The following is a 22,134-nucleotide window of genomic DNA, read 5'->3' as shown; positions in this document are numbered from 1 at the left end:
TCGTGACGATTGCACCGGCGCCCATCGTGAGCCGGCCGAGCCCGGCCCACGTGGTGGAGAAGGGGTCGCGGCTGAGCAATCTGCTGCGCACCACCGACCACAAGACCATCGGCCTGATGTACCTGACGACCTCGTTCGCCTTCTTCATGGTGGGCGGTCTGATGGCGCTCCTCATGCGCAGCGAGCTCGCCCGTCCGGGGCTGCAGTTCCTGTCGCCGGAGCAGTACAACCAGCTGTTCACGATGCACGGCACGCTGATGCTGCTGATGTTCGCGACGCCGCTGTTCTTCGCGTTCTCGAACCTGATCATGCCGCTGCAGATCGGTGCGCCCGACGTCGCGTTCCCGCGGCTGAACGCCTTCTCGTTCTGGCTGTTCCTCTTCGGCAGCCTGATCGTGATGTCGAGCATGCTCACCCCGGGTGGCGCGCCCGACTTCGGCTGGACGGCCTACACGCCGCTGTCGAACGTGGTGAACACGCCGGGCGTCGGCGGCAACCTGTGGATCGGCGGCCTGGCGGTCAGCGGCCTCGGCACGATCCTCGGTGGCGTCAACTTCATCGCCACGATCGTCTGCCTGCGCGCGCCGGGCATGACCATGTTCCGGATGCCGATCTTCACCTGGAACACCCTGGTGACCAGCATCCTGATCCTGCTGGCCTTCCCGATCCTGACCGCCGCGCTGTTCGCGCTGATGGCCGACCGCAACCTGGGCTCGCTCATCTACTCGCCGGAGAACGGCGGGCCGATGCTGTGGCAGCACCTGTTCTGGTTCTTCGGGCACCCCGAGGTCTACATCATCGCGCTGCCGTTCTTCGGCATCGTCACCGAGATCATCCCGGTCTTCGCCCGCAAGCCGCTGTTCGGCTACAAGGGCATGGTGGCCGCCACCCTGGCCATCGGCTTCCTGTCGCTGGCCGTCTGGGCGCACCACATGTTCGCCACCGGCGCGGTGTTGCTGCCCTTCTTCGCCTTCCTGACGTACCTGATCGCCGTCCCGACCGGTCTGAAGTTCTTCAACTGGATCGGCACCATGTGGCGCGGCCAGATGACCTTCGAGACGCCGATGCTGTTCTCGATCGGCTTCATGGTCACCTTCCTCCTCGGTGGTCTGACCGGTGTGCTGCTGGCCAGCCCGCCGCTGGACTTCCACGTGCACGACTCCTACTTCGTCGTCGCGCACTTCCACTACGTCGTGTTCGGCACGGTCGTGTTCGCCGCCTACGCCGGCATCTACTTCTGGTTCCCGAAGATGTGCGGCCGGATGATGGACGAGCGGCTGGGCAAGCTGCAGTTCTGGCTGACCTTCATCGGCTTCCACGGCACCTTCCTCATCCAGCACTGGCTGGGCAACGAGGGCATGCCGCGCCGCTACGTGGACTACCTGCCGACCGACACCTTCACCACGCTGAACATGATCTCGACGATCTTCAGCTTCGTGCTGGGCGCCTCGGTGATCCCGTTCGTCTACAACGTGGTCCGGTCGTGGAAGTACGGGAAGCTCGCCCTGCGCGACGACCCGTGGGGCCACGGCAACTCGCTGGAGTGGGCGACGTCGTCGCCGCCGCCGCGGCACAACTTCGTCGAGATCCCGCGGATCCGCTCGGAGCGCCCGGCGTTCGAGGCGCACTACCCGCACCTGGTCGACCGGCTCCAGGCCGAGGCCCACGCCGGCAAGCGGCACGAGCCCTACGGCGGCGTCAGCGAGATCGGCGCCACCGCGGGTCGCCGGCAGGGGCCGAACGACCCCGACCCCACGTGATCGTCAGCGACCGCTGAACAGGAGAGGCCCAGGACCTGGTGGTCCTGGGCCTCTCCCGTTCGCGCGCCGGGGGTACGGCACGATGGCGGGGTGCCGCTGGACCCGACGCCCCGAACCCCCGAGAACCTCGAGGCGCCCGGGGACGTGACCGCCCGGGCGCTGCTGACCGTGAGCGGCGCGGACCGGCCCGGCGTCACCGCCCGCCTCTTCGCGGCGCTGTCCGACCCGTCCGAGGGCGCCCCGGCGTTCGAGGTCCTCGACGTGGAGCAGGTCGTCGTGCACGGCCAGCTGGTGCTCGGTGTCGTCGTGGGGGCGCTGCCCGGGCCCGGCGGAACGGCCGTCGGCGACGACGTGCTGCTGGCCCACCTCGGCCGGCTGGCGGGCCAGGTGGCCGCCGACGTCGGGCTGCGGGTGGAGGTGGAGTCGGCCACCCCGGTGGAGCGGGCGCCGGCGCCGGTGGGCCGGCCGCACCACGTGATCCTGCTCGGCCGCCCCGTCCCGCCCGAGGCGGTCGCGGGCGCCGCGCGGGGGATCGCCGCCGTCGGCGGCAACATCGACGCCATCCGGCGGCTGTCGGACTACCCGGTGACCAGCTTCGAGCTGACCGTCTCCGGTGCCGAGGCGACGGCGCTGCGCACCGAGCTGGGCGCCGTCGCGGCGGCGACCGGGGCCGACATCGCGGTCGAGCAGGTCGGCCTGGCGCGGCGCAGCAAGCGGCTGATCGTGCTGGACGTCGACTCGACGCTGGTGCGCGGCGAGGTCATCGACGAGCTCGCGGCGCGGGCGGGACGGGCCGCCGAGGTCGCCCGGATCACCGCGGCGGCCATGAACGGCGAGCTGGACTTCGCCGAGTCGCTGCGCAAGCGGGTCGCCGTCCTGGCCGGGCTACCGGTCGAGGTGCTCGACGAGGTGCGCGAGCACCTGGTGCTCACCCCCGGTGCGCGCACGCTGATCCGCACGCTCCAGCGACTCGGGTTCCGCTGCGGGATCGTCAGCGGCGGGTTCACCCAGATCACCGACCCCCTGGCGGAGACCCTCGGGCTCGACTTCGCCGCCGCCAACACCCTCGAGGTGGTCGACGGCCGGCTCACCGGCGGGCTGGTCGGCGAGATCGTCGACCGCCCCGGCAAGGCGCGGGCCCTGGCCCGGTTCGCCGAGCAGTACGGGATCCCGCTGGAGCAGACCGTGGCCGTCGGCGACGGCGCCAACGACCTCGACATGCTCAACACCGCCGGCCTGGGCATCGCCTTCAACGCCAAGCCGTTCGTGCGCGAGCAGGCGCACACGGCGCTCAACCAGCCCTACCTGGACGCCGTGCTCCAGGTCCTCGGCTTCACCCGCGACGAGGTGCTCGACGCGGTGTAGCGCCTCGTGCCGACAGCTGGCTGGTTCGGCCGGTGAGCTCTCGGTACCGAAAGCCGGTCAGGGGTGGTGGACGGAGCCCTCGAGCTGGACGCCGGCGGTGCGCAGCTGCTCCAGCGCGGCCTCGGTGGTGGCCTCGGCGACGCCCGCGGTGAGCGGCAGCAGGACGCGGGTGGCGAACCCGTTGCCCACCGCATCCAGGGCGGTCGCCCGCACGCAGTGGTCGGTGGCGATCCCGACGACGTCGACGGCGTCCACGCCGCGCTGGCGCAGCCAGTCGGCCAGCGGCACGCCCCCGGCCGCGCCCTCGAAGCCGGAGTAGGCGGCGGCGTACTCACCCTTGTCGAACACCGCCTCGATCGGCTCGCGGTCCAGCGCGGGGTGCAGCTCGACGCCGCCGGTGCCGACGACGCAGTGCGCCGGCCAGGTCTCCACGAAGTCCGGCTGCTCGGCGAAGTGGTGCCCCGGGTCGACGTGGTGGTCGCGGGTGGCGACGACGTGCGCGTACCGGTCGCCGGCCGTCCGGACGTGCTCGGTGACGGCCGCGGCGACGGCGGCGCCCCCGGCGACGGCCAGGCTGCCGCCCTCGCAGAAGTCGTTCTGCACGTCGACGACGATCAGGGCGCGGGGCATGGCGGCTCCTCTCCTAGGCGGTGGTGGTCTCGAGGACGGGCTCGCCGCGGGACAGCGCCAGCGCCTCGGGCGGGAGGGCGGCCCGTGCCTCCCGGTGGTGCTCGCGGGCGCGGTGCAGCGCCTCGGCGGGGGAGAGCGGCTCGCAGATCTCGCCGCCCCGGACCAGCGGCACGACGAGGTCGCGGTCGCCGTCCCGGTCGAGCACCGGCTCGGCGGTGACCAGCTCGGCGGTCGCGATGCCGTCGGCGTCGTGCCGCCGCACCGCGTGCTTGCGGCCGCCCACGGAGCGCTTGCCCTCCGACTTCTTCGCCACCGGGACGCCGTCGCGCTCGACCAGCTTGTAGACCATGCCCACGGTGGGCGCGCCCGAGCCGGTGACCAGCGAGGTGCCCACGCCGTAGCCGTCGACCGGCGCGGCGGCGAGGCCGGCGATCGCGTACTCGTCCAGGTCGCTGGTCACGATGATCCGGGTGTCCGTGGCACCGAGCTCGTTCAGCAGCTCGCGGGCGCGGGTGGCCAGCGTGGGCAGGTCGCCGGAGTCCAGCCGGATGCCGCCCAGCTCGGGTCCGGCCACCTCCACCGCCGTCCGGATGCCCTGCTCCACGTCGTAGGTGTCCACGAGCAGCGTCGTCCCCTTGCCCAGGGCAGCCACCTGCGCCTCGAACGCCGATCGTTCGTCGTCGTGCAGCAGCGTGAACGCGTGCGCGCTGGTGCCGGTGGTGGGGACGCCGTAGCGCCGGCCGGCCTCCAGGTTGGAGCTGGAGGCGAAGCCCACCATGTGCGCCGCACGGGCGGCGGCGACGGCGGCCTCCTCGTGCGTCCGGCGCGACCCCATCTCGATGCAGGGCCGCTCGCACGCCGCGGTGATCATGCGGGCCGCCGCCGAGGCGATCGCGCTGTCGTGGTTGAGCACCGACAGCGCGAGCGTCTCCAGCAGCACGCCCTCCGCGAACGGCGCCCGGACGGTGAGCACCGGGGAGCCGGGGAAGTACAGGTCGCCCTCGGCGTAGCCGTCGATGTCGCCGGTGAACCGGAAGCCGGCCAGCCAGTCGAGCAGCCGGTCGTCGGTCAGGCCCTGGTCGCGCAGCGCGGCGAGCTCGTCGTCCCCGAACCGGAAGTGCGGCAGCGCCTCCAGCAGCCGGCCGGTGCCGGCCAGCACGCCGTAACGGCGGCCGTGCGGCAGCCGGCGGGCGAAGACCTCGAACACGCAGTCGCGCTCGGCGGTGCCGTCGGCCAGGGCCGCGGCGACCATGGTCAGCTCGTACCGGTCGGTGAAGAGCGCGGGTGCCGGCGGGGGAGTCAGCCCGGTGTCCACCATGATCGGGAAGCGTAGGCGGCGGCGCGCGCTCCGGCTCCCCGGCGTCCTAAGGTGGAGGACGTGGCCGGACCGCTCGCGCCTGAACGCACCCCGGACACCACGACCGACGAGCACGCGGATGTCGACCGGCCGTGGGTCACCATCGTGTGGAACGACCCGGTCAACCTGATGACCTACGTGACCTTCGTGCTGCAGGAGCTGTTCGGCTACGACGAGCCGACCGCCACGACGTTGATGCTGCAGGTGCACGAGGAGGGCAAGGCGATCGTGAGCTCGGGTCCGCGCGAGCGCATGGAGCACGACACCAGCCGGCTGCACGCCTACGGGCTGTGGGCCAGCTACCAGCGCGACTCGTGAAGCCGTTCCGCGCCAAGGGCGCCGAGCTCGTCGCCCGGCTGGAACCGGCCGAGGCCGGCATCGTCGGGCTGCTGCTCGACCAGCTGGAGCAGCTGCTGGACGCCGACGCCGACGACGTCGGGGGCGACCCGGTGATCGCCCGGCTGCTGCCCGACGGGCACCGCTCCGACCCCGAGCTGGCGGCCGACTACCGGGAGCTGACCGAGTCGAGCCTCCGGGCCGGCAAGGCCGACGACCTGGCCACCGTGCGCGCCTCCCTGCCCCGGGGCGGGGGAGAGGTGCGGCTGGACGTCGAGCAGGCCGGGGCGTGGCTGCGCACGTCGAACGACCTGCGCCTGGCCCTGGGCACCCGGCTGGACATCACCGAGGACAGCGAGCCGCCGGAGGAGATCGTCGACGAGACCGACCAGCAGCTGGCCGTCTACTACTGGCTCACCGCGCTGCAGGGGTCGCTCGTCGACGCGCTCGTCGCCGGTCGGGCCGGCCGTAGGTGAGCAGCGCCAGCGCCGCGAGCAGCAGGTCGAGGACGAAGAACACGTAGACCATGCCGTGCAGGTCGACGTCCTTGACCAGCGCGCCCACGCACGAGACCAGGACGATCGCCGACAGCGCCAGGACGAGCACGAGGTTGACCAGCCGGAGGGTCACGATGACGACGACGGTGCTGCGGTCGCCGGGCACCTCGGCGTTGTAGCCCCGGTGGCGGAAGAGGCCGCGGAAGCCCAGGGCGAGGGCCGGCAGGGCGAGCAGGACGACACCGGCGATCAGCAGCACGTCGTCCCACACGGGTACCGACCGTATCGGTAGCGGCCGGTCCGGTGGGGACCGGACCCCGGCACTCGACGGGGGGCCGCCTACGATGGGTCCGTGCTGCGCATCGACCGCGCGACCTACGACGCCATCGTGGCCCACGCCCGGGAAGACCACCCGGACGAGGCCTGCGGCGTCGTCGCCGGTCCCGAGGGGACCGAGCGCCCCGAGCGCTTCGTCCCGATGCTCAACGCCGCGCGCTCGCCGACGTTCTACGAGTTCGACTCCGGCGACCTGCTGCGGCTGTACCGGGAGATGGACGACCGCGACGAGTGGCCGGTCGTCGTCTACCACTCGCACACCGCCACCGAGGCGTACCCGTCGCGCACCGACATCGGCTACGCCTCCGGCCCGGCGGCCGATCCGCGCACCCACTACGTGCTGGTGTCCACGCGGCACCACGAGAAGCAGACCGGCCTGGTCGGCGACGAGGTCGAGTTCCGGAGCTTCCGCATCGTGGACGGGCAGGTGAGCGAGGAGGACGTCGAGGTCGTCGAGTCCTACCTGTTCGGCCACACCCCGACCACCGTCGTCTACGACTGACGGGTGACGCCGCGCGGCCGCGGAATGCTGCGGTCGCGCCGGGGCGTTGAGCCCTGCAGACGCACGACCGCTGCGCTCCGCGCAGCCTCCCCACGTCATCGCATCCCGAGGAGAACCGCACGCCATGGCCATCGAGGTCCGGATCCCGACCATCCTGCGCACCCACACCGGCGGCAACAAGACCGTCGAGGGCAGCGGGGACACCCTGGCCGCGCTCATCGACGACCTGGACGCCCAGCACTCCGGTCTGAAGAACCGCCTCGTGACCGAGGAGGGCAAGCTGCACCGCTTCGTCAACGTCTACGTCAACGACGAGGACGTGCGCTTCACCGGCGCCCTCGACACCCAGGTCAAGGACGGCGACTCGGTGACCATCCTGCCCGCGGTCGCCGGCGGCTGCTGAGCGGTCGCCCCGCTCGCCTCCTCGTCGTCCCCGTCCCGGAAGAGCTCCCCCATGGCCCGTTTCGCCTCCCTCGTCGACTCGCTCGGCGGCACCCCGCTCGTGGGGCTGCCGAACCTGTCGCCGACGCCTGACGTCCGGCTGTGGGCCAAGCTGGAGGACCACAACCCGACGGGCTCGATCAAGGACCGCGCGGCGATCAAGATGATCGAGTCGGCGGAGAAGGAGGGCCTGCTCCGCCCGGGGTCGACCATCCTGGAGCCGACCAGCGGCAACACCGGCATCTCGCTGGCGATGGTGGCCCGCCAGCGCGGCTACAAGCTGATCTGCGTCATGCCGGAGAACACCTCGGTGGAGCGCCGGCAGCTGCTGGAGATGTACGGCGCGCAGATCATCAGCTCGCCGGCCGCCGGCGGGTCGAACCAGGCCGTCGCCGTCGCCAAGGGCCTGGCCGCCGAGCACGACGACTGGGTGATGCTCTACCAGTACGGCAACCCGGCCAACGCGCAGGCGCACTACGAGGGCACGGCGCCGGAGATCCTGGCCGACCTGCCGTCGATCACGCACTTCGTCGCCGGCCTCGGGACGACCGGCACGCTCATGGGCTGCTCGCGCTACTTCCGCGAGCACAAGCCCGGCGTCCAGATCATCGCCGCGGAGCCGCGCTACGGCGAGCTGGTCTACGGGCTGCGCAACATCGACGAGGGCTTCATCCCCGAGCTCTACGACCCGGAGCTGCTCGACTCGCGGTTCTCCGTCGGCCCGGACGACGCCGTCCACCGCACCCGCCAGCTCGTGGAGCGCGAGGGCATCTTCGCCGGCATCTCGACCGGCGCGATCCTGCACGCCGCCCTGGGCATCGCCGACAAGGAGGTGGCGGCCGGCCGCAGGGCCGACATCTGCTTCATCGTCTGCGACGGCGGCTGGAAGTACCTGTCCACCGGCGCCTACGCCGGCACGCTGGAGGAGGCGACCTCCGCGCTGGAGGGCCAGCTCTGGGCCTAGCGACGCCGCCCGACCGGTGATCACCACGGGTCCACCGGGGCCTGGTCGTCAGCCGAGGCCCCGGTGCGCCGGAGGTGATCACCGCCGCCCCGCGACGACCGTCACCCCGCCTCGTCCGGGCAGCTGTCGGTCCCTGCGGTTAGCCTGACCGGCGACATGGGGACGCAGCCAGGAGCCGACGCGCCGATCGGCATCTTCGACTCGGGGGTCGGCGGGCTCACCGTTGCCCGCGCGGTTCTCGACCAGCTGCCGCACGAGGCGATCCGCTACATCGGCGACACCGCGCACAGCCCCTACGGCCCGCTGCCGATCGCCGAGGTCCGCCGGCACGCCCTCGCAGTCATGGACGACCTGGTCGACTCCGGCGTGAAGATGCTGGTCATCGCCTGCAACGCGGCCAGCTCCGCGTCCCTGCGCGACGCCCGCGAGCGGTACGACGTCCCGGTCGTCGAGGTGATCGTCCCGGCGGTGCGGCGGGCGATCTCCGCCACGCGCAACGGCCGGGTCGGCGTCATCGGCACGCAGGCCACGGTCACCAGCGGCTCGTACGAGGACACGTTCGCCGCGGCACCGCAGGTCTCGGTCACCAGCTCCGCCTGCCCCAGCTTCGTCGACTTCGTGGAGCGCGGGATCACCTCGGGCCGCCAGCTGATCGGGCTGGCGCAGTCCTACCTCGACCCGCTGCAGGCCGCCGGCGTCGACACCGTGATCCTCGGCTGCACCCACTACCCGCTGCTCACCGGCGTGATCTCGCTGGTCATGGGCGACGGCGTCACGCTCGTCTCCAGCGCCGAGGAGACCGCGAAGGACGTCTACCGGGTGCTGACCGACGCCGACCTGCTGCGCGACGAGGACGGCCCCGCCCCGCAGCACGCCTTCCTCGCCACCGGCGACCCGGAGCCGTTCGCGCGGCTGGGGCGCCGGTTCCTGGGGCCCGAGATCGGCTCGGTGGTGCGCGCGCAGGTGGTGGGCGCCGCGTGAAGCTCACCGTCGTCGGCTGCTGCGGCAGCGGCCCCGGACCGGACTCGCCGGCCTCCTGCTACCTGGTGGAGCACGACGGCTACCGCCTGGTCCTGGACCTGGGCAACGGCTCGTTCGGCGCGCTGCAGCGGGTGGTCGACCCGGGCAGCGTGGACGCCGTCTTCCTGTCCCACCTGCACGCCGACCACTGCCTCGACGTCGCGCCGTTCGTCGTGTGGCACCGGTACTCGGGCCGCTCGACCGGCACGGTGGTGCCGCTGTACGCGCCGGTGGGTGCCGAGCGGCGGCTGGCGGTCGCCTACGACGTCGACGGCGACGCGCTCACCGACGTCTTCGACTTCGTGCCGGTCGGGCCCGGCGCGCTCACCATCGGGCCGTTCGAGGTGGAGCTGGCCCGCACCGCCCACCCGATCGAGACCTACGCGATCCGGCTCACCGCCGGCGGGCGCTCGCTGGTCTACACCGGCGACACCGGCCCCTGCGACCGCGTCGTGGAGCTGGCCCGCGGCGCCGACCTCTTCCTGGCCGAGGCCGCCCACCCCGACTCCGACCCGGACCAGCCGCCGGGCCTGCACCTGACCGGCCGGCAGGCGGGCGAGCACGCCGCCGCGGCCGCGGTCGGCCGGCTGCTGCTCACCCACGTGCCGCCGTGGGTCGACCGCATCGGCCAGCTCGCCGCGGCCAGCGAGGCCTTCGCGGAGACCGAGCTGGTGAGCTGCGGGGCCACCTACCAGGTGTAGCCGGCGCGCTGCTGTTGTGCGCGGCCGCGCGGCCCGGCAGCGTGATCGCCGTGGCAGACGAGGAACGGGACGGCGTCGCGCTGAGCAGCCTGGACTCGCCGCTGGGCGACGGGCTCGAGGTGACCAAGCGGGACCTGGTCGACCACTTCGACGCCGCCGCCGACCGGCTGGTGCCGCTCCTGGCGGGGCGGCCGCTGTCGGTCAAGCGGGTGCGCCCGGGCCAGCCGCCGTTCATGCAGCGCAACGTCAGCAAGGGCGCCCCGGAGTGGGTGCGCACCGTGCCGGTGTGGTCGGAGGGCTCGCACCGGGAGATCCACCAGGTGCTCTGCGACGACCGCCGGACGCTGCTGTGGCTGGGCAACCAGCGCGCCGTCGAGCTGCACGTGCCCTTCCTGCGCGCCGGCTCCCCAGAGCCGACCGGCCTGGTGCTCGACCTGGACCCGCCGGAGGGGGCGGACTTCCCCGTGGTGGTGGCAGCGGCCCGGCTCGTGCGGCGCGCCCTGGAGGACGCCGGCCTCGGCGGCGCGGTCAAGACCAGCGGGTCCAAGGGGCTGCACGTCGTCGTCCCGGTGCAGGGCTCACCGGTGGAGGACGTCGCCGCCGCGACCCGCGCGCTCGCCGCCCGCACCGCCGCCCTCGACCCCGAGCTGGCGACCACCGCCTACCTCCTGGAGGACAGGGGCGGGCGGGTGTTCATCGACTCGACCCGCTCGGGCCAGGGCACGATCGTGGCCGCGTACAGCCCGCGGATCCGGCCCGGACTGCCCGTGTCCTTCCCGGTGGCGTGGGACGACCTGGACGCCGTCCGGCCCGGCGACTTCACCGTGGCGACGGCGGCCGGGCTGCTCGGGGACCGCGATCCGTGGGCGGAGGCGCTGCCGCTGCCGCAACGGCTGCCGGGGGCGCTCGTGGCCGAGGGCCACACCATCCCCGTGGCGCGGGTGCAGGCGATGCACGAGGGCAAGCGCCGCAAGCGTGCCCGGGAGGCCGAGGGCACAGGGGACTGACATCGGCGGCGGCCGCTGCCCGGGACGGCGGCCACCTCTGCGGGGCAGGCCTGCCCCGCCGCGCGCCCGGGCAGTGGCGGGCGTGAGCGTCAGCCGATGCCGAGGTCGCGGCGCAGCTTGGCGACGTGCCCGGTGGCCTTGACGTTGTACGCGGCCTTCTCGACCCGGCCCTCGGCGTCGATGACGAACGTCGAGCGGATCACGCCGACGACCTCCTTGCCGTACAGCTTCTTCGGCCCGTAGGCGCCGTACGCCGACAGCACGGCCTTGTCGGGGTCGGAGACCAGGGTGATCCGCAGGCCCTCCTTCTCCCGGAACCGCTGCAGCTTCTCCACCGGGTCGGGGGAGACGCCGACGATGTCCAGCCCCGCCTCGGCCAGCTCGCCGGCGGCGGCGGTGAAGTCGACCGCCTGGGTCGTGCACCCGGGGGTGAGCGCCGCCGGGTAGCAGTAGACGATCACCCGGCGCCCCCGGTACGAGGAGAGCGACACCGGGTTGCCGTCCGCGTCGGGCAGCGTGAACTCCGGAGCCGGGTCGCCGGGGGAGAGGCGGACGGGGGCCGTGTCGGTCGCGCTGTCGGTCATGCCCGGCATCCTGCCGTGTCCGACCGACCGGAGTGCAGCGGGGATCGCCGGATCGCTCAGCCGGCGAGGAACGAGAACCGCACGTGCCGCTGGTGGTTGTCTGTGTTGGTGTCGACCAGGCAGATCCGCTGCCAGGTCCCGAGCTGCATGCGCCCCTCCAGGACCGGCACGCTGGCGTGCGGCGGCACGAACGCGGGCAGCACGTGGTCGCGGCCGTGGCCCGGGCTGCCGTGCCGGTGCCGCCACCGGTCGTCGCGCGGTAGCAGCTCGTCGAGCTGGGCCAGCAGGTCGTCGTCGCTGCCGGACCCGGTCTCGATGAGGGCGATCCCCGCGGTGGCGTGCGGCACGAAGACGTGCAGCAGGCCGTCGCCCTCCTGCCGCACGAACTCCGCGCACTCGTCGGTCAGATCGACCACCACCGGGACGCCGCCGGTCCGCACGGCACGCAGTTCGGAACGCATGGGAGGCATCGTGTCGGGGAAGTCGCGCGGGCGCACGGCGGCGGGCCGTGCCGGGCGGCGCACTACGCTGGCCTCCCGTGACCCGCCCCGACGGCCGCACGGCCGACCAGCTCCGTCCGGTGACCATCACCCGCAACTGGCTCGACCACGCCGAGGGCTCGGTGCTCGTCGAGTTCGGCCGCACCCGCGTGCTCTGCGCGGCGAGCGTGACCGAGGGCGTGCCGCGCTGGCGCAAGGGCTCGGGCCTGGGCTGGGTGACGGCCGAGTACTCGATGCTGCCACGGGCCACCCACACCCGCAGCGACCGCGAGTCGGTCAAGGGCAGGATCGGCGGCCGCACCCACGAGATCAGCCGGCTCATCGGCCGCTCGCTGCGCGCCTCGATCGACCTCGGCGCCCTCGGGGAGAACAGCATCGCGATCGACTGCGACGTCCTGCAGGCCGACGGGGGCACCCGCACCGCCGCCATCACCGGCGCCTACGTCGCCCTCGCCGACGCCGTCTCCTGGCTGGGGGAGCGCAAGAAGCTGGCCAAGCCGGAGGCCGTCGTGCAGTCGGTCGCCGCGGTGAGCGTCGGCGTGATCGACGGCGAGCCGCGGCTGGACCTCGCCTACGAGGAGGACGTGCGCGCCGGGACCGACATGAACGTCGTCTGCACCGGCGACGGCGGGTTCGTCGAGGTGCAGGGGACCGCCGAGGGCGCGGTCTTCGACCGGCCGACCCTGGACCGCCTGCTCGACCTCGCCGTCGCCGGCTGCGCCGAGCTCACCCGGCTGCAGGCGGAGGCCCTGGCCCGATGAGCGCCCGCCTCCTGCTGGCCACGCGCAACGCCGGCAAGCTCGCCGAGCTGCGCCGGCTGCTCGAGTCCGCCGTCCCGGGGGTCGAGGTGCTCGGGCTCGGTGACGTGGAGGAGTACCCCGAGGCGCCCGAGACCGGCGCCACCTTCGCGGAGAACGCGCTGCTCAAGGCGCGCGAGGCGGTGCGGTACACGGGGCTGCCCGCCGTCGCCGACGACTCGGGGCTGAGCGTCGACGCGCTCAACGGGATGCCCGGCATCCTGTCGGCCCGGTGGTCCGGCCGGCACGGGGACGACGACGCCAACACGGCGCTGCTGCTCGGCCAGCTCGCCGACGTGCCGGAGGACCGCCGGGGTGCCGCGTTCGTCTGCGCCGCCGCGCTCGTCACGCCCGAGGGTGTGGAGCGGGTGCTGGAGCGCGAGTGGCGGGGCCGGGTGATCGGGGAGAAGCGCGGCACCAACGGCTTCGGCTACGACCCGGTGTTCGTGCCCGAGGGGCTCGAGGTGACGTCCGCGCAGCTGTCGCCGGGGGAGAAGGACGCGCGCAGCCACCGCGGCCAGGCCTTCGCCGCGCTCGTGCCGGTCATCGCCGAGGTGCTCGGCGGCCCTGCCGCCGGACAGCGCAGCGCTCAGTAGGCGGGGCGGAAGCCCAGCCGGTCGAGGAAGTCCTCCTCGCGCTCGACGACGGCGTCCTCCGGCGCGGCGTGCCGGCCCGGGCGCTTGAGGTCGTCGGGCATCGCGATGCGGAACGGGGCACCGGTCACCTCGGGGGCGCGGTGCCGGCCGCCGGGCACGGTCCGCGAGGCCGGGTGGACAACGGCCGCCCGGGCGATGGCGGCGGGCAGCCAGGCGGCGGAGGAGGCACTCGAGGTCATGCTCCTCAGAACGGCGTCCGGGGGCCGCGACCCGAGCACCGCCCGGGGGAGCGCACCCCCACCGGGTGAGGGAGCCGCGGTAGCGGACCCGCCCGGCCGGGCACAGCAACGCCGTGCGGGTGGAGATCGAGGACGTGCGGGCGCTGCGGTTCGACGACGGGACGCCGGTCACCGCGGCCTCCGGGGTGGCGCCGCTGGGCGACGGCTGGCTGGTCGTCCAGGACGACTCCACCTGGGCCGCGTGGCGCCGGCCCGGGTCGGTCACCGCGGTGCGCGTCCTGCCGTCGGTCGAGGGGCTCGACCGGTTCACGCCGGCCGAGGGCACCAAGGCGCTCAAGCCCGATCTCGAGGTGGCCTGCCCGGCCGAGGTGGACGGCGACCCGGCCGTCCTGCTGCTCGGGTCGGGCTCCTCCCCGCACCGGATGCGCGGCGCCGCCGTGCGGCTCGTGGCGGGGGAGCCGGTCGTGACCGCGGCCGACCTGACGCCGCTGTACGAGCGCGTCGCCGGGCGGCTCGGCCTCCCTCCCGGCGACCTGAACCTCGAGGGGGGCAGCCGGCACGGCGACCACGTCCGGTGGTTCCACCGCGGCATCCCGGCGGCGGGGATCGCCACGGCGAGCGTCGACGTGCCGCTGGCGTGGGTGCTCGCCGCCGTGCTCGACCGGGGCGATGCCGGGTCGGTGCCCGTGCACCGGCCGCGCAGCTACGAGTTCGGCACGGTGGACGGCGTCGGGCTGGCGGTGACCGATGCGGTGGCGCTGCCCGACGGCCGGGTGGTCCTGAGCCTGGCAGCGGAGGACACCCCGAACGCGGTGGACGACGGGCCCGTGGTGGCGACCGCGCTGGCGCTGGCCGACGGGGACAGCGTGCTGGCCGTGGCGCCGATCCCCGAGCCGGGTGGTCGCGTGCACAAGGTGGAGGGGCTGGCGCTGCGGCGGGTGGCGGGCGGTGAGGTGCACCTGCTGGCCGTGGTGGACGACGACGACCCCGACGTCGCGTCGGCCGAGATGGACCTGCGTCTGCTCCTCCCCTGAGGCGGCCGCGCAGCGGGAACCAGGTGCGGGAGGCGGGAGTCGAACCCGCACGCCCGAAGGCACCAGATCCTAAGTCTGGCGTGGCTGCCGTTACACCACTCCCGCGTGGTCCAGGAGTCTAGGAGTCCCCCGCGCGGGTGCCCGCGAGGACCGTGGACAGGCCGGTCGCGGCGTCGTCTGGCAGGCTGTCGCCGTGCCTCGCGACCCTCGACAGATCCAGCTGGAGATCGACGCCGCCCGCGAGTCGCTGGCCGCCACCCTGGACCAGCTGACGTACCGGACCAGCCCGACGCGGCTGCGCGCCAAGGGCAAGGACGCCGTCGTGCGCTTCCTGCAGACCCCGGCAGGGCAGGCGACCGTCGGCGCCGTCGGGCTGCTCGTCACGTTCGTCGTCGTCCAGAAGATCCGCCACCGCAACGACTGAACCGCCGCACGACGACGACCGCCGCGCCGCCCCGGGCAGGGGCGACGCGGCGGTCGTCGTCGCGTTGGGTCTCAGGCGGTGGCGCCACCGGCGCGCAGCAGCGGCAGGATGACGGTGTCGAGCACCTCGTCGGCGTAGGCCTCGGTGACCGGCTCGCCGGTCAGCAGCCAGCGCTGGACCAGGAGCGCGCTCACCGTCTCGCCGACCGGCGTCGCCGAGATCCCGGCGGTCACCTCGCCCCGCTGCTCGGCGCGCTCCCACACCTGCTGGAACGAGCGCCGCCACACCTCGAGGGGGCCGGCGCGGAACGCCTCGGCCAGCGCCGGCTGGTGGGGGACGGTCGACAGCAGGGACAGCACCGCCGCACCCGCCGGGCCGGTGATGGAGCCGACCATGGAGTGCAGCATCTGCCGGAGGTCGCCCTCGAGCGAGCCGGTGTCGGCCGGCGTGGCCTCGACCGCGTTGAGGTCGGAGACCGTGTCGACGACCAGGTCCTCCTTGGTGCGCCAGCGGCGGTAGATCGTGGCCTTGCCGACGCCTGCCTCGGACGCGACCGCGTCCATGGTCAGCGCGCCGTACCCGACCTCGGCCAGCAGCCGCAGGATGGCCGCGCGGATGACACCGTCACGGCTGGGGTCACGCGGACGCCCACCGCGGCTGGGACGGACGTCGGTCGGACTGAGAACGGCCATGGCCGAAACCTTAGACACTTAAGTCTGGAGAGATCGAGAACTTCTCCTGAGAGTTCGCTGAGAGTCACCCGTTAGGCGCCCGGTCGGTCGCCGCGCGCCTGCCCCGGCGGCCGCGCCGCGTCGGTCATCCTGCGGGGGTGGGAACCATCTGCGGCGGGGTCTGCGGCTGCCGCCAGAACTGGGAGGTGCCGGGCAGCGCCACGCGCGCGCTGTTCGCCACCTCGATCGGGCACGTGCTCCCCACCGTCTCGCGCACCGCGAAGGCGCTGGGGCTGACCGTCTACACCGCTCCGCAGCTCGTCGACGTCGTCGACGACCGGGGCGGGCGGGGGCTGGACCGCCTCCTGCAGAAGCTGGCGCGCGACCTCACCGCGGCGGAGATGGAGGCGGTGCGGATCGCCACCGACCCGCCGGCCGACGGCGCCGCGCTCACCTCCCGGCTGCTGACCGCGCCCAGCCTGGCGGTGGAGCTCGCCCGGCGCGGGGTGACCGTCGAGGTCGGGGTGCTCGCCGAGGCCGAGTTCTGGTCGGTCTACCAGCCGATCGTCGCGCTGGCCGACCGCTCCGTCGTCGCCCACGAGGGCCTGCTGCGCGGCATCGTGGACGGCCGGGAGGTCGGTGGGGGAGACCTCTTCTTCGTCGCCGAGCAGGCCGGCTGGCTGCACCGCCTGGACCGGATCGGCCGGGAGTCAGCCATCGCCGGCGCCGTCCCGTGGCTCGGCGACGACGACCTGTTCATCAACTTCAACCCCACCTCGATCTTCCGGCCGCAGGTCTGCCTGGCCAGCACGGAGCGGGTGGCCCACAGCACCGGCATCCCGCCGCAGCAGCTGGTCTTCGAGGTCGTGGAGTCGCACGCCGTCGCCGACCGCGGGCACCTGGTCTCGGTGCTCGAGCACTACCGCTCGCTGGGCTGGCGGGTGGCCCTCGACGACGTCGGCGCCGGCTGGTCGAGCCTGTCGCTGCTGGCCGCCGTCCGGCCGGAGGTGGTCAAGCTCGACAAGGGGCTGGTGCAGGAGCTGCCCGACGACGGCGCGCGCACGGTCATCAAGGCGGTCATCGACCTCGCCCACCAGCTCGGCGCGGTCGTGGTGGCCGAGGGCATCGAGACCGAGCAGCTGGCCGAGCAGGTCGCCGCGCTGGGCGCGGACATGGGCCAGGGCTGGCTGTTCGGCCGGCCGGTCCGCCCGGAGCCGCCGGTGGAGGAGAAGGAGGGCCGCTGGCAGCCGGTGGGGGTCAGCCGCTCCCGCTGAGGAGCCCCGGGGTGGCGCCGGGCGCGAGGATCAGGAGAGCCCCCACCCGGTGAGCACCGGGCGCTCGTGCTCGTGCCCGAGCACCCCGTAGGCCCCGGCGGGCAGCGCGAACAGGGCGCCGGCCTCGGGGCCGAGCCCCAGCCAGCGCGCGGCCAGGATGCGCAGCACGTGCCCGTGCGCCACCAGCGCCACGTCACCGTCCTCCAGCCGCGGCCGGACGCGGTCGAGGACCCGGTCCACGCGCGCGGCGACGTCGTCCAGCTTCTCGCCGGGGGTGTCGCCGGGCACGGTGCCGTCCACCCAGATCGACCAGCTCCGGCCGAGCTCGGCGCTGATCTCCGCCGTCGTCCGGCCCTCGTAGCCGCCGTAGTCGAGCTCGACGAGGTCCGGGTCGACCGCCGTCGCCGCCAGCCCGGCGAGCTCCGCCGTCCGGCGGGCCCGCTCCAGGGGGCTGACCCGCACCTCCACGAACGTCCGCTCGCCCAGCGAGGAGCGCAGTGCCCGCGCCCGTTCCTCGCCCTCCGGCAGCAGCGGCAGGTCGGTGACCCCGGTGTGCTGGCCGCTGCGGCTCCACTCGGTCTGCCCGTGCCGCAGCACCACGATGTCACCCACGGCTCCATCGAACACGCCGACCGGGGAACACGCGCGGGCGGAGCCGTGCTGGCTCCTGGCATGACCACTGCACAGCTGAGCGACACCTTCTCCATCGGCGGGGACCTGCCCGTCCACCGCCTGGGCTACGGCGCGATGCAGCTCCCCGGCCCCGGCGTGTGGGGCGAGCCGGCCGACCGCGCCGCCGCCGTTCGCGTCGTGCAGGCCGCCGTCGAGCAGGGCGTCGACTTCATCGACACCGCCGACTCCTACGGTCCCGAGGTCAGCGAGCAGATCATCGCCGAGGCGCTGCACCCGTACCCGGAGAACCTGGTCATCGCGACCAAGGCGGGGCTGACCCGCCAGGGCCCCGACGTCTGGACGCCCGTGGGCCGGCCGGCGTACCTCAAGCAGCAGGTCGAGCTCTCGCTGCGGCACCTGGAGGTGGAGCGGATCGACCTCATCCAGCTGCACCGCATCGACCCCGAGGTCCCGCTGGCCGACCAGCTCGGGGCCTTCGCCGAGCTCAAGGAGCAGGGCAAGGTCCGGCACATCGGCGTCTCCGAGGTCTCGGTCGAGGAGCTGAAGGCCGCGCGCGCGATCACCGAGATCGTCAGCGTGCAGAACCTCTACAACCTGACCACCCGCAAGAGCCAGGACGTGCTCGACTACGCCACGGCCGAGGGCATCGCCTTCATCCCGTGGTTCCCGATCGCCACCGGCAACCTGGCCGCTCCGGACAGCCCGGTCGCCGACATCGCCCGCGAGCTCGACGCGACGCCGTCGCAGGTGGCGCTGGCCTGGCTGCTGCAGAAGTCGCCGGTGATCCTGCCGATCCCGGGGACCAAGTCGGTCGAGCACCTCACCGAGAACCTCGGTGCGGCCCGGCTCACGCTGTCCGACGAGGACATGGCGCGGCTCGACGCGCTGGCCTGATCCTCAGCGCACCGACGGTGCGCCCACCAGCCGCTGGCCGGACTGCCCCCGCGAGGGGAGCGGTGCCGGCCGGCGGCGCTCCGGGATCTCGGCGACGACGTTGGGCGCCGGCGCCCCGGGCAGATCGGCGACGGCGCCGTCGAGGACCAGCGCGTCGGTCAGCATCGCGGCGCGCACCAGGCGCCGTGTGGTCGCCCCGGCGCCGACGACCCGGCACGCCCGCCCCGCCGCGGCGAGCTCGGCCGTGACGGCGGCGAGCGTGCGCAGGCACGACGAGTCCCAGAAGCGGGCCGCGGCCACGTCGACGACGAGCTGGGGTGTCCCCAGCGCCGCCGCCTGCACCAGGGCGTCCTCCACGAGGGGCGCGGTGGACAGGTCGGCGTCCCCGGTGAGGCGGACGACCACCTGGCCGTGCGCGGGGACGAGGACGGCGTGGAGCTGGGGCATCGTGCCTCCCGCCTAAGAGCGGCTCGCGGTCGCCTCGGGGCTCGAGCGCCGTGCTTCCGAACCTAGGGCGTTCCGCCGCCGCTTGGCAACGGAGAGCGATGATTTGAGTGCTTTAAGTCATGGCGATCCGGGACCCCGCGGAGCGCGCCGGCAGGCCAGGGTCCACCATGGCGGCGTGGACGCCGAGGACTTCCGCCAGATCAGGGACGCCGTGCGCCAGCTCGTCCGCGAGCAGGTGCTGCCGCTCGAGGAGCGCATCGAGGACGAGGACCGCATCCCCGACGAGCTGCGCACCCAGGCCGCCGAGATGGGGCTGTTCGGGTACGCCCTCCCCGAGGAGCACGGCGGGCTCGGCGTCACCATGACCGAGGACGTCCAGCTCGCCTTCGAGTTCGGCTACACGACCCCGGCGTTCCGCTCCCTGTTCGGCACCAACAACGGCATCGCCGGCCAGGTGATCGCGCGGTTCGGCACCGAGGAGCAGAAGAAGGCGTACCTGCCCCGGCTGGCGTCCGGCGAGCTGATCGGCTCGTTCGCCCTCACCGAGGCCGAGGCGGGATCGGACCCCTCGGCCCTGCGCACCAGCGCCCGCCGCGACGGCGACGGCTGGCTGATCAACGGCAGCAAGCGCTACATCACCAACGCACCGATCGCCGACCTCTTCGTCGTCTTCGCCCGCACCGATCCGGCGGAGAAGGGCGGCCGGGGCATCTCCAGCTTCGTCGTCGACACCACGGCGCCGGGCGTCACGGTCGGCCCCAAGGACAAGAAGATGGGCCAGGCCGGCGCGTGGACCTCCGAGGTCTTCTTCGACGACGTGCGGGTGCCCGCCGACGCGCTCATCGGCGAGGAGGGCCGCGGCTACTCGAAGGCGCTCACCGTGCTCTCCCGCGGCCGGCTGCACATCGCCGCGCTCTGCGTGGGCATGGCCCAGCGCGTCCTCGACGAGTCGGTCGCCTACGCCGCCACCGCCAAGCAGGGCGGGGCCCCCATCGGCCGGTTCCAGCTCGTGCAGGGGATGCTCGCCGACATGCACGCCGAGCTGCTGGCCGGCCGCAGCATGGTGCTCGACGTGGCGGCCCGCTACGACACCGGCGAGGACACCTCGATCGGCCCCTCGTCGGCCAAGCTCTTCTGCACCGAGATGGTGGGCCGGGCCGTCGACCGCGCCGTCCAGGTGCACGGCGGCATGGGCTACCTGCGGACCACCCCGGTCGAGCGCTTCTACCGCGACGCCCGGCTGTTCCGGCTCTACGAGGGCACCAGCGAGGTGCAGCGGGTGATCGTCGGAGGTGGCCTGCTCCGCGAGGCCGGCATGCCCCGTGCCTGACCCCGGTCGCCGGCAGGCCGTCGGCGAGCTGGGGACGGCGCTGCGCGACCTGGTCGACGCCGCGGTGCGCACCGAGGTGCCGGTGGGGGAGCTGACCGGCGTCGCCGCAGCCGTGCGCGACCTGGCTGCCCGGCTGCGGGCCGAGGGCCGCGGGCTCTTCGACGTCGCCTCGGTCGACGATCCCGCCACCGGCGAGCGCTGGTACAGCCCGGTCTACGGCCCCGGGAACCCGGTGGCCCCGCCGGTGGTCGCCACGGACTCGCCCGACGGCCGGGCGACGGGGCGGGTGACCCTGGGCAAGGCGCACGAGGGCCCGCCGGGGCTGGTGCACGGCGGCGTCGTCGCCACCGTGCTCGACCACGTCCTGGCGCGCGCCGTGCGCGCCGCCGGCAAGGGCGGGCTCACCGCCACCCTCACCGTCACCTACCGGCGCCCGGTCCGGCTCGGCGTGGCCCTGCTCGCCACCGCCGAGACGGGGACGACGGAGGGACGGCGGACCACGGCCACCGCCCGGCTGGTCGCCGAGGACGACCCGGGGACCACGCTCGCCGAGGCCGAGGGGCTGTTCGTCGCGCTGCGCCCGGAGCGGGCGGCGGACGTCTTCGCCCCCACCGGCCGCGACGTCGCGGCGTGGACCACCCGGAGCTGAGCCCTCAGTTCGCGCGCGGGCCGGGCGCGTTGGCCGGGTCGCCGGCCGGGTCGAGCTCCGGGCCCGCCGCCGGCATGAGGAGTGCCCCGGGCCCGCCCTGACCGCTGCCCAGCGCGGCCACGAACTGGGGCAGCACCTCGTCGCTGCGGTGGAAGGGGGCCCAGTCCAGCTGCTTGCGGGCGCGGGTGGTGTCCAGCGCGGGCAGCGAGACCCCGAGGTCCAGCCAGCCCGGCTCGGTGGGCACCACGTGCGCGGCGAAGGCCGCGTGCAGCGCCGGCCGGATCAGCGCCGCGGGCACCGGGATCCGCCGGGTGCCCAGCGCCGCCGCGATGGCCTTCGCGTCGAGGACCGGCTCGGCGGCCAGGTTGAACGGGCCGGGGGCGCGCCGGTCGAGGATCCGCTCGAGGGCGTCGGCGACGTCGTCGGCGTGGATGAAGGAGAGCGCCACGTTCGGCAGCGGCAGGGGGAGCAGCCGCGCGACCGCGCCGGGGAGCACCCGGGCCGCCCCGAACAGCAGCGGGCCGAGGAAGTAGCGCCCGATCTCGCTGGCCGCCTGCGGCTGCAGCACCAGCGTGGGGCGGGTGATCGACAGCACCGTCGCCGAGCCGGCGAAGACCGCGCGCACCGCCCGTTCGGCCTCCACCTTGTCGCGGCTGTACTGGGCGCTGGGGATGCCGGTGGTGGGCCAGTCCTCGGTGACCTTCTGCCCGACGGCCCCGGCGGCGTAGGCGCCGATCGAGGACATGTGCAGGAACTGGCCGACACCTGCGGAGGCGGCGGCCTGGGCGACCCGCCGGGTGCCCTCGACGTTGACCTGGTGCAGCCGGTCGGGCTGCCGGCCCGGCTGCAGCGCCCACGCCAGGTGCACGACGGCGTCCACGCCGTCGAGGAACCGGGTCAGCTCGGCCTCGCTGCGCGCGTCGCCGATGTCCGCGGAGAACCAGCGCACCCCGTCGTAGGGGGCCACGCCGGGAGGAGTGCGCCGGGCCAGGCCGCGCACCTCGGCGCCCCCGCTCCCGGGGCGGGTGAGCCGCCGCAGCAGCGCCGTCCCGACGTTGCCGCTCGCGCCGGTGACCGCGACGGTGGCGCCCCGCAGGGAGCCAGGGGAGAACTCAGCCATGACCTGCCGCTACCCGGGTTGCCCGG

General features: G+C 74.0%; 28 protein-coding genes and 1 tRNA gene. 18 read left to right on the top strand and 11 right to left on the bottom strand.

Annotated features, from left to right (window positions below):
- Positions 1–2 precede the first annotated feature (2 nt).
- Positions 3–1,760, top strand: coding sequence for a cytochrome c oxidase subunit I (ctaD, locus tag DQ241_RS07365; protein ID WP_233492288.1), 1,758 nt, complete (start codon positions 3–5; stop codon positions 1,758–1,760).
- 90 nt (positions 1,761–1,850) lie between these two features.
- Positions 1,851–3,125, top strand: a complete 1,275-nt coding sequence (serB, locus tag DQ241_RS07360; protein WP_113829548.1) for a phosphoserine phosphatase SerB — start codon at positions 1,851–1,853, stop codon at positions 3,123–3,125.
- Positions 3,126–3,182: 57 nt separating this feature from the next.
- Here the strand turns inward: serB and DQ241_RS07355 are convergent, their stop codons facing one another.
- Both DQ241_RS07355 and DQ241_RS07350 read right to left on the bottom strand, forming a co-directional pair.
- Complete coding sequence (locus DQ241_RS07355; RefSeq protein WP_113829547.1) at positions 3,183–3,755, bottom strand: isochorismatase family protein; 573 nt, start codon at positions 3,753–3,755, stop codon at positions 3,183–3,185.
- 13 nt (positions 3,756–3,768) lie between these two features.
- The gene (locus DQ241_RS07350; protein ID WP_113829546.1) at positions 3,769–5,073 is read right to left on the bottom strand and encodes a nicotinate phosphoribosyltransferase; all 1,305 of its coding nucleotides are present in this window, start codon (positions 5,071–5,073) and stop codon (positions 3,769–3,771) included.
- A gap of 60 nt (positions 5,074–5,133) precedes the next feature.
- On the opposite strand from DQ241_RS07350, the gene clpS reads away from it, so the two are divergent.
- Positions 5,134–5,430 (top strand): ATP-dependent Clp protease adapter ClpS, encoded by a 297-nt coding sequence (gene clpS, locus DQ241_RS07345; protein WP_113829545.1) that lies wholly within the window; start codon positions 5,134–5,136, stop codon positions 5,428–5,430.
- Positions 5,427–5,924, top strand: coding sequence for a DUF2017 family protein (locus tag DQ241_RS07340; RefSeq protein WP_113829544.1), 498 nt, complete (start codon positions 5,427–5,429; stop codon positions 5,922–5,924). Before clpS ends, DQ241_RS07340 begins: the two co-directional genes overlap by 4 nt.
- On the opposite strand, the gene DQ241_RS07335 is transcribed toward DQ241_RS07340, so the two are convergent.
- Positions 5,863–6,216 (bottom strand): hypothetical protein, encoded by a 354-nt coding sequence (locus DQ241_RS07335; RefSeq protein WP_113829543.1) that lies wholly within the window; start codon positions 6,214–6,216, stop codon positions 5,863–5,865. The genes DQ241_RS07340 and DQ241_RS07335 overlap by 62 nt on opposite strands.
- Before the next feature lie 81 nt (positions 6,217–6,297).
- Between DQ241_RS07335 and DQ241_RS07330 the strand changes: the two genes are divergently transcribed.
- From DQ241_RS07330 to DQ241_RS07305, 6 genes are all read left to right on the top strand, one after another.
- The gene (locus tag DQ241_RS07330; protein ID WP_113829542.1) at positions 6,298–6,783 is read left to right on the top strand and encodes a Mov34/MPN/PAD-1 family protein; all 486 of its coding nucleotides are present in this window, start codon (positions 6,298–6,300) and stop codon (positions 6,781–6,783) included.
- 124 nt (positions 6,784–6,907) lie between these two features.
- Positions 6,908–7,186, top strand: a complete 279-nt coding sequence (locus DQ241_RS07325; RefSeq protein WP_113829541.1) for a MoaD/ThiS family protein — start codon at positions 6,908–6,910, stop codon at positions 7,184–7,186.
- A 51-nt stretch (positions 7,187–7,237) separates the two neighbouring features.
- The gene (locus DQ241_RS07320; protein ID WP_113829540.1) at positions 7,238–8,188 is read left to right on the top strand and encodes a PLP-dependent cysteine synthase family protein; all 951 of its coding nucleotides are present in this window, start codon (positions 7,238–7,240) and stop codon (positions 8,186–8,188) included.
- Between the two features lie 156 nt (positions 8,189–8,344).
- Positions 8,345–9,169, top strand: a complete 825-nt coding sequence (gene murI, locus DQ241_RS07315; RefSeq protein WP_113829539.1) for a glutamate racemase — start codon at positions 8,345–8,347, stop codon at positions 9,167–9,169.
- Positions 9,166–9,909: an MBL fold metallo-hydrolase gene (locus DQ241_RS07310; protein ID WP_113829538.1), complete on the top strand. Its 744-nt coding sequence runs from the start codon at positions 9,166–9,168 to the stop codon at positions 9,907–9,909. The genes murI and DQ241_RS07310 overlap by 4 nt, the downstream gene beginning before the upstream one ends.
- Before the next feature lie 50 nt (positions 9,910–9,959).
- Positions 9,960–10,916 (top strand): DNA polymerase domain-containing protein, encoded by a 957-nt coding sequence (locus DQ241_RS07305; RefSeq protein ID WP_199584185.1) that lies wholly within the window; start codon positions 9,960–9,962, stop codon positions 10,914–10,916.
- 89 nt (positions 10,917–11,005) lie between these two features.
- On the opposite strand, the gene bcp is transcribed toward DQ241_RS07305, so the two are convergent.
- Together bcp and DQ241_RS07295 are read right to left on the bottom strand one after the other, a co-directional pair.
- Complete coding sequence (gene bcp, locus DQ241_RS07300) at positions 11,006–11,500, bottom strand: thioredoxin-dependent thiol peroxidase (RefSeq protein WP_113829537.1); 495 nt, start codon at positions 11,498–11,500, stop codon at positions 11,006–11,008.
- A gap of 56 nt (positions 11,501–11,556) precedes the next feature.
- On the bottom strand, positions 11,557–11,961 hold the full coding sequence (locus DQ241_RS07295; protein WP_199584184.1) for a YjbQ family protein: 405 nt from the start codon (positions 11,959–11,961) through the stop codon (positions 11,557–11,559).
- A 77-nt stretch (positions 11,962–12,038) separates the two neighbouring features.
- Between DQ241_RS07295 and rph the strand changes: the two genes are divergently transcribed.
- Together rph and rdgB are read left to right on the top strand one after the other, a co-directional pair.
- Positions 12,039–12,761 carry a ribonuclease PH gene (gene rph, locus DQ241_RS07290; RefSeq protein ID WP_113829536.1) on the top strand — a complete coding sequence of 241 codons (723 nt, stop codon included), beginning with the start codon at positions 12,039–12,041 and terminating at the stop codon, positions 12,759–12,761.
- Positions 12,758–13,393, top strand: a complete 636-nt coding sequence (gene rdgB / locus DQ241_RS07285) for an RdgB/HAM1 family non-canonical purine NTP pyrophosphatase (protein ID WP_113829535.1) — start codon at positions 12,758–12,760, stop codon at positions 13,391–13,393. Before rph ends, rdgB begins: the two co-directional genes overlap by 4 nt.
- On the opposite strand, the gene DQ241_RS07280 is transcribed toward rdgB, so the two are convergent.
- Entirely contained in the window at positions 13,387–13,632 is a 246-nt protein-coding gene (locus DQ241_RS07280; RefSeq protein WP_113829534.1) for a hypothetical protein, read from the bottom strand. The two genes, rdgB and DQ241_RS07280, sit on opposite strands and share 7 nt — an antisense overlap.
- A 113-nt stretch (positions 13,633–13,745) precedes the next feature.
- Here DQ241_RS07280 and DQ241_RS07275 point away from each other — a divergent pair, with 113 nt between their 5' ends.
- Positions 13,746–14,666, top strand: a complete 921-nt coding sequence (locus DQ241_RS07275; protein WP_113829533.1) for a hypothetical protein — start codon at positions 13,746–13,748, stop codon at positions 14,664–14,666.
- 24 nt (positions 14,667–14,690) lie between these two features.
- Here the strand turns inward: DQ241_RS07275 and DQ241_RS07270 are convergent.
- Positions 14,691–14,771, bottom strand: a tRNA-Leu gene (locus DQ241_RS07270).
- A gap of 88 nt (positions 14,772–14,859) precedes the next feature.
- On the opposite strand from DQ241_RS07270, the gene DQ241_RS07265 reads away from it, so the two are divergent.
- The gene (locus tag DQ241_RS07265) at positions 14,860–15,090 is read left to right on the top strand and encodes a DUF3618 domain-containing protein (protein WP_113829532.1); all 231 of its coding nucleotides are present in this window, start codon (positions 14,860–14,862) and stop codon (positions 15,088–15,090) included.
- Positions 15,091–15,161: 71 nt separating this feature from the next.
- On the opposite strand, the gene DQ241_RS07260 is transcribed toward DQ241_RS07265, so the two are convergent.
- Entirely contained in the window at positions 15,162–15,782 is a 621-nt protein-coding gene (locus tag DQ241_RS07260) for a TetR/AcrR family transcriptional regulator (protein ID WP_113829531.1), read from the bottom strand.
- 137 nt (positions 15,783–15,919) lie between these two features.
- Here DQ241_RS07260 and DQ241_RS07255 point away from each other — a divergent pair, with 137 nt between their 5' ends.
- Positions 15,920–17,035, top strand: coding sequence for an EAL domain-containing protein (locus DQ241_RS07255; protein ID WP_113829530.1), 1,116 nt, complete (start codon positions 15,920–15,922; stop codon positions 17,033–17,035).
- Positions 17,036–17,065: 30 nt separating this feature from the next.
- Here DQ241_RS07255 and DQ241_RS07250 read toward each other — a convergent pair whose 3' ends face one another.
- Positions 17,066–17,647 (bottom strand): histidine phosphatase family protein, encoded by a 582-nt coding sequence (locus DQ241_RS07250; protein WP_113829529.1) that lies wholly within the window; start codon positions 17,645–17,647, stop codon positions 17,066–17,068.
- A gap of 60 nt (positions 17,648–17,707) precedes the next feature.
- On the opposite strand from DQ241_RS07250, the gene DQ241_RS07245 reads away from it, so the two are divergent.
- Positions 17,708–18,562, top strand: a complete 855-nt coding sequence (locus tag DQ241_RS07245; RefSeq protein ID WP_113829528.1) for an aldo/keto reductase — start codon at positions 17,708–17,710, stop codon at positions 18,560–18,562.
- A 3-nt stretch (positions 18,563–18,565) separates the two neighbouring features.
- Here the strand turns inward: DQ241_RS07245 and DQ241_RS07240 are convergent, their stop codons facing one another.
- Positions 18,566–19,009 carry an STAS domain-containing protein gene (locus DQ241_RS07240; RefSeq protein WP_113829527.1) on the bottom strand — a complete coding sequence of 148 codons (444 nt, stop codon included), beginning with the start codon at positions 19,007–19,009 and terminating at the stop codon, positions 18,566–18,568.
- A gap of 175 nt (positions 19,010–19,184) precedes the next feature.
- On the opposite strand from DQ241_RS07240, the gene DQ241_RS07235 reads away from it, so the two are divergent.
- Together DQ241_RS07235 and DQ241_RS07230 are read left to right on the top strand one after the other, a co-directional pair.
- On the top strand, positions 19,185–20,339 hold the full coding sequence (locus DQ241_RS07235; RefSeq protein WP_113829526.1) for an acyl-CoA dehydrogenase family protein: 1,155 nt from the start codon (positions 19,185–19,187) through the stop codon (positions 20,337–20,339).
- Positions 20,332–20,988: a PaaI family thioesterase gene (locus DQ241_RS07230; protein ID WP_158545892.1), complete on the top strand. Its 657-nt coding sequence runs from the start codon at positions 20,332–20,334 to the stop codon at positions 20,986–20,988. Before DQ241_RS07235 ends, DQ241_RS07230 begins: the two co-directional genes overlap by 8 nt.
- A 4-nt stretch (positions 20,989–20,992) precedes the next feature.
- Here the strand turns inward: DQ241_RS07230 and DQ241_RS07225 are convergent, their stop codons facing one another.
- On the bottom strand, positions 20,993–22,108 hold the full coding sequence (locus DQ241_RS07225; RefSeq protein WP_113829524.1) for an NAD-dependent epimerase/dehydratase family protein: 1,116 nt from the start codon (positions 22,106–22,108) through the stop codon (positions 20,993–20,995).
- Between the last annotated feature and the right edge of the window lie 26 nt (positions 22,109–22,134).

It is taken from the genome of Blastococcus sp. TF02A-30 (genome assembly GCF_003319185.1).
Classification (GTDB): Bacteria; Actinomycetota; Actinomycetes; order Mycobacteriales; family Geodermatophilaceae; genus Blastococcus.
The sequence above is the reverse complement of the archived record's forward strand: the minus strand, read 5'-3'. Positions and strand labels throughout refer to the sequence as shown.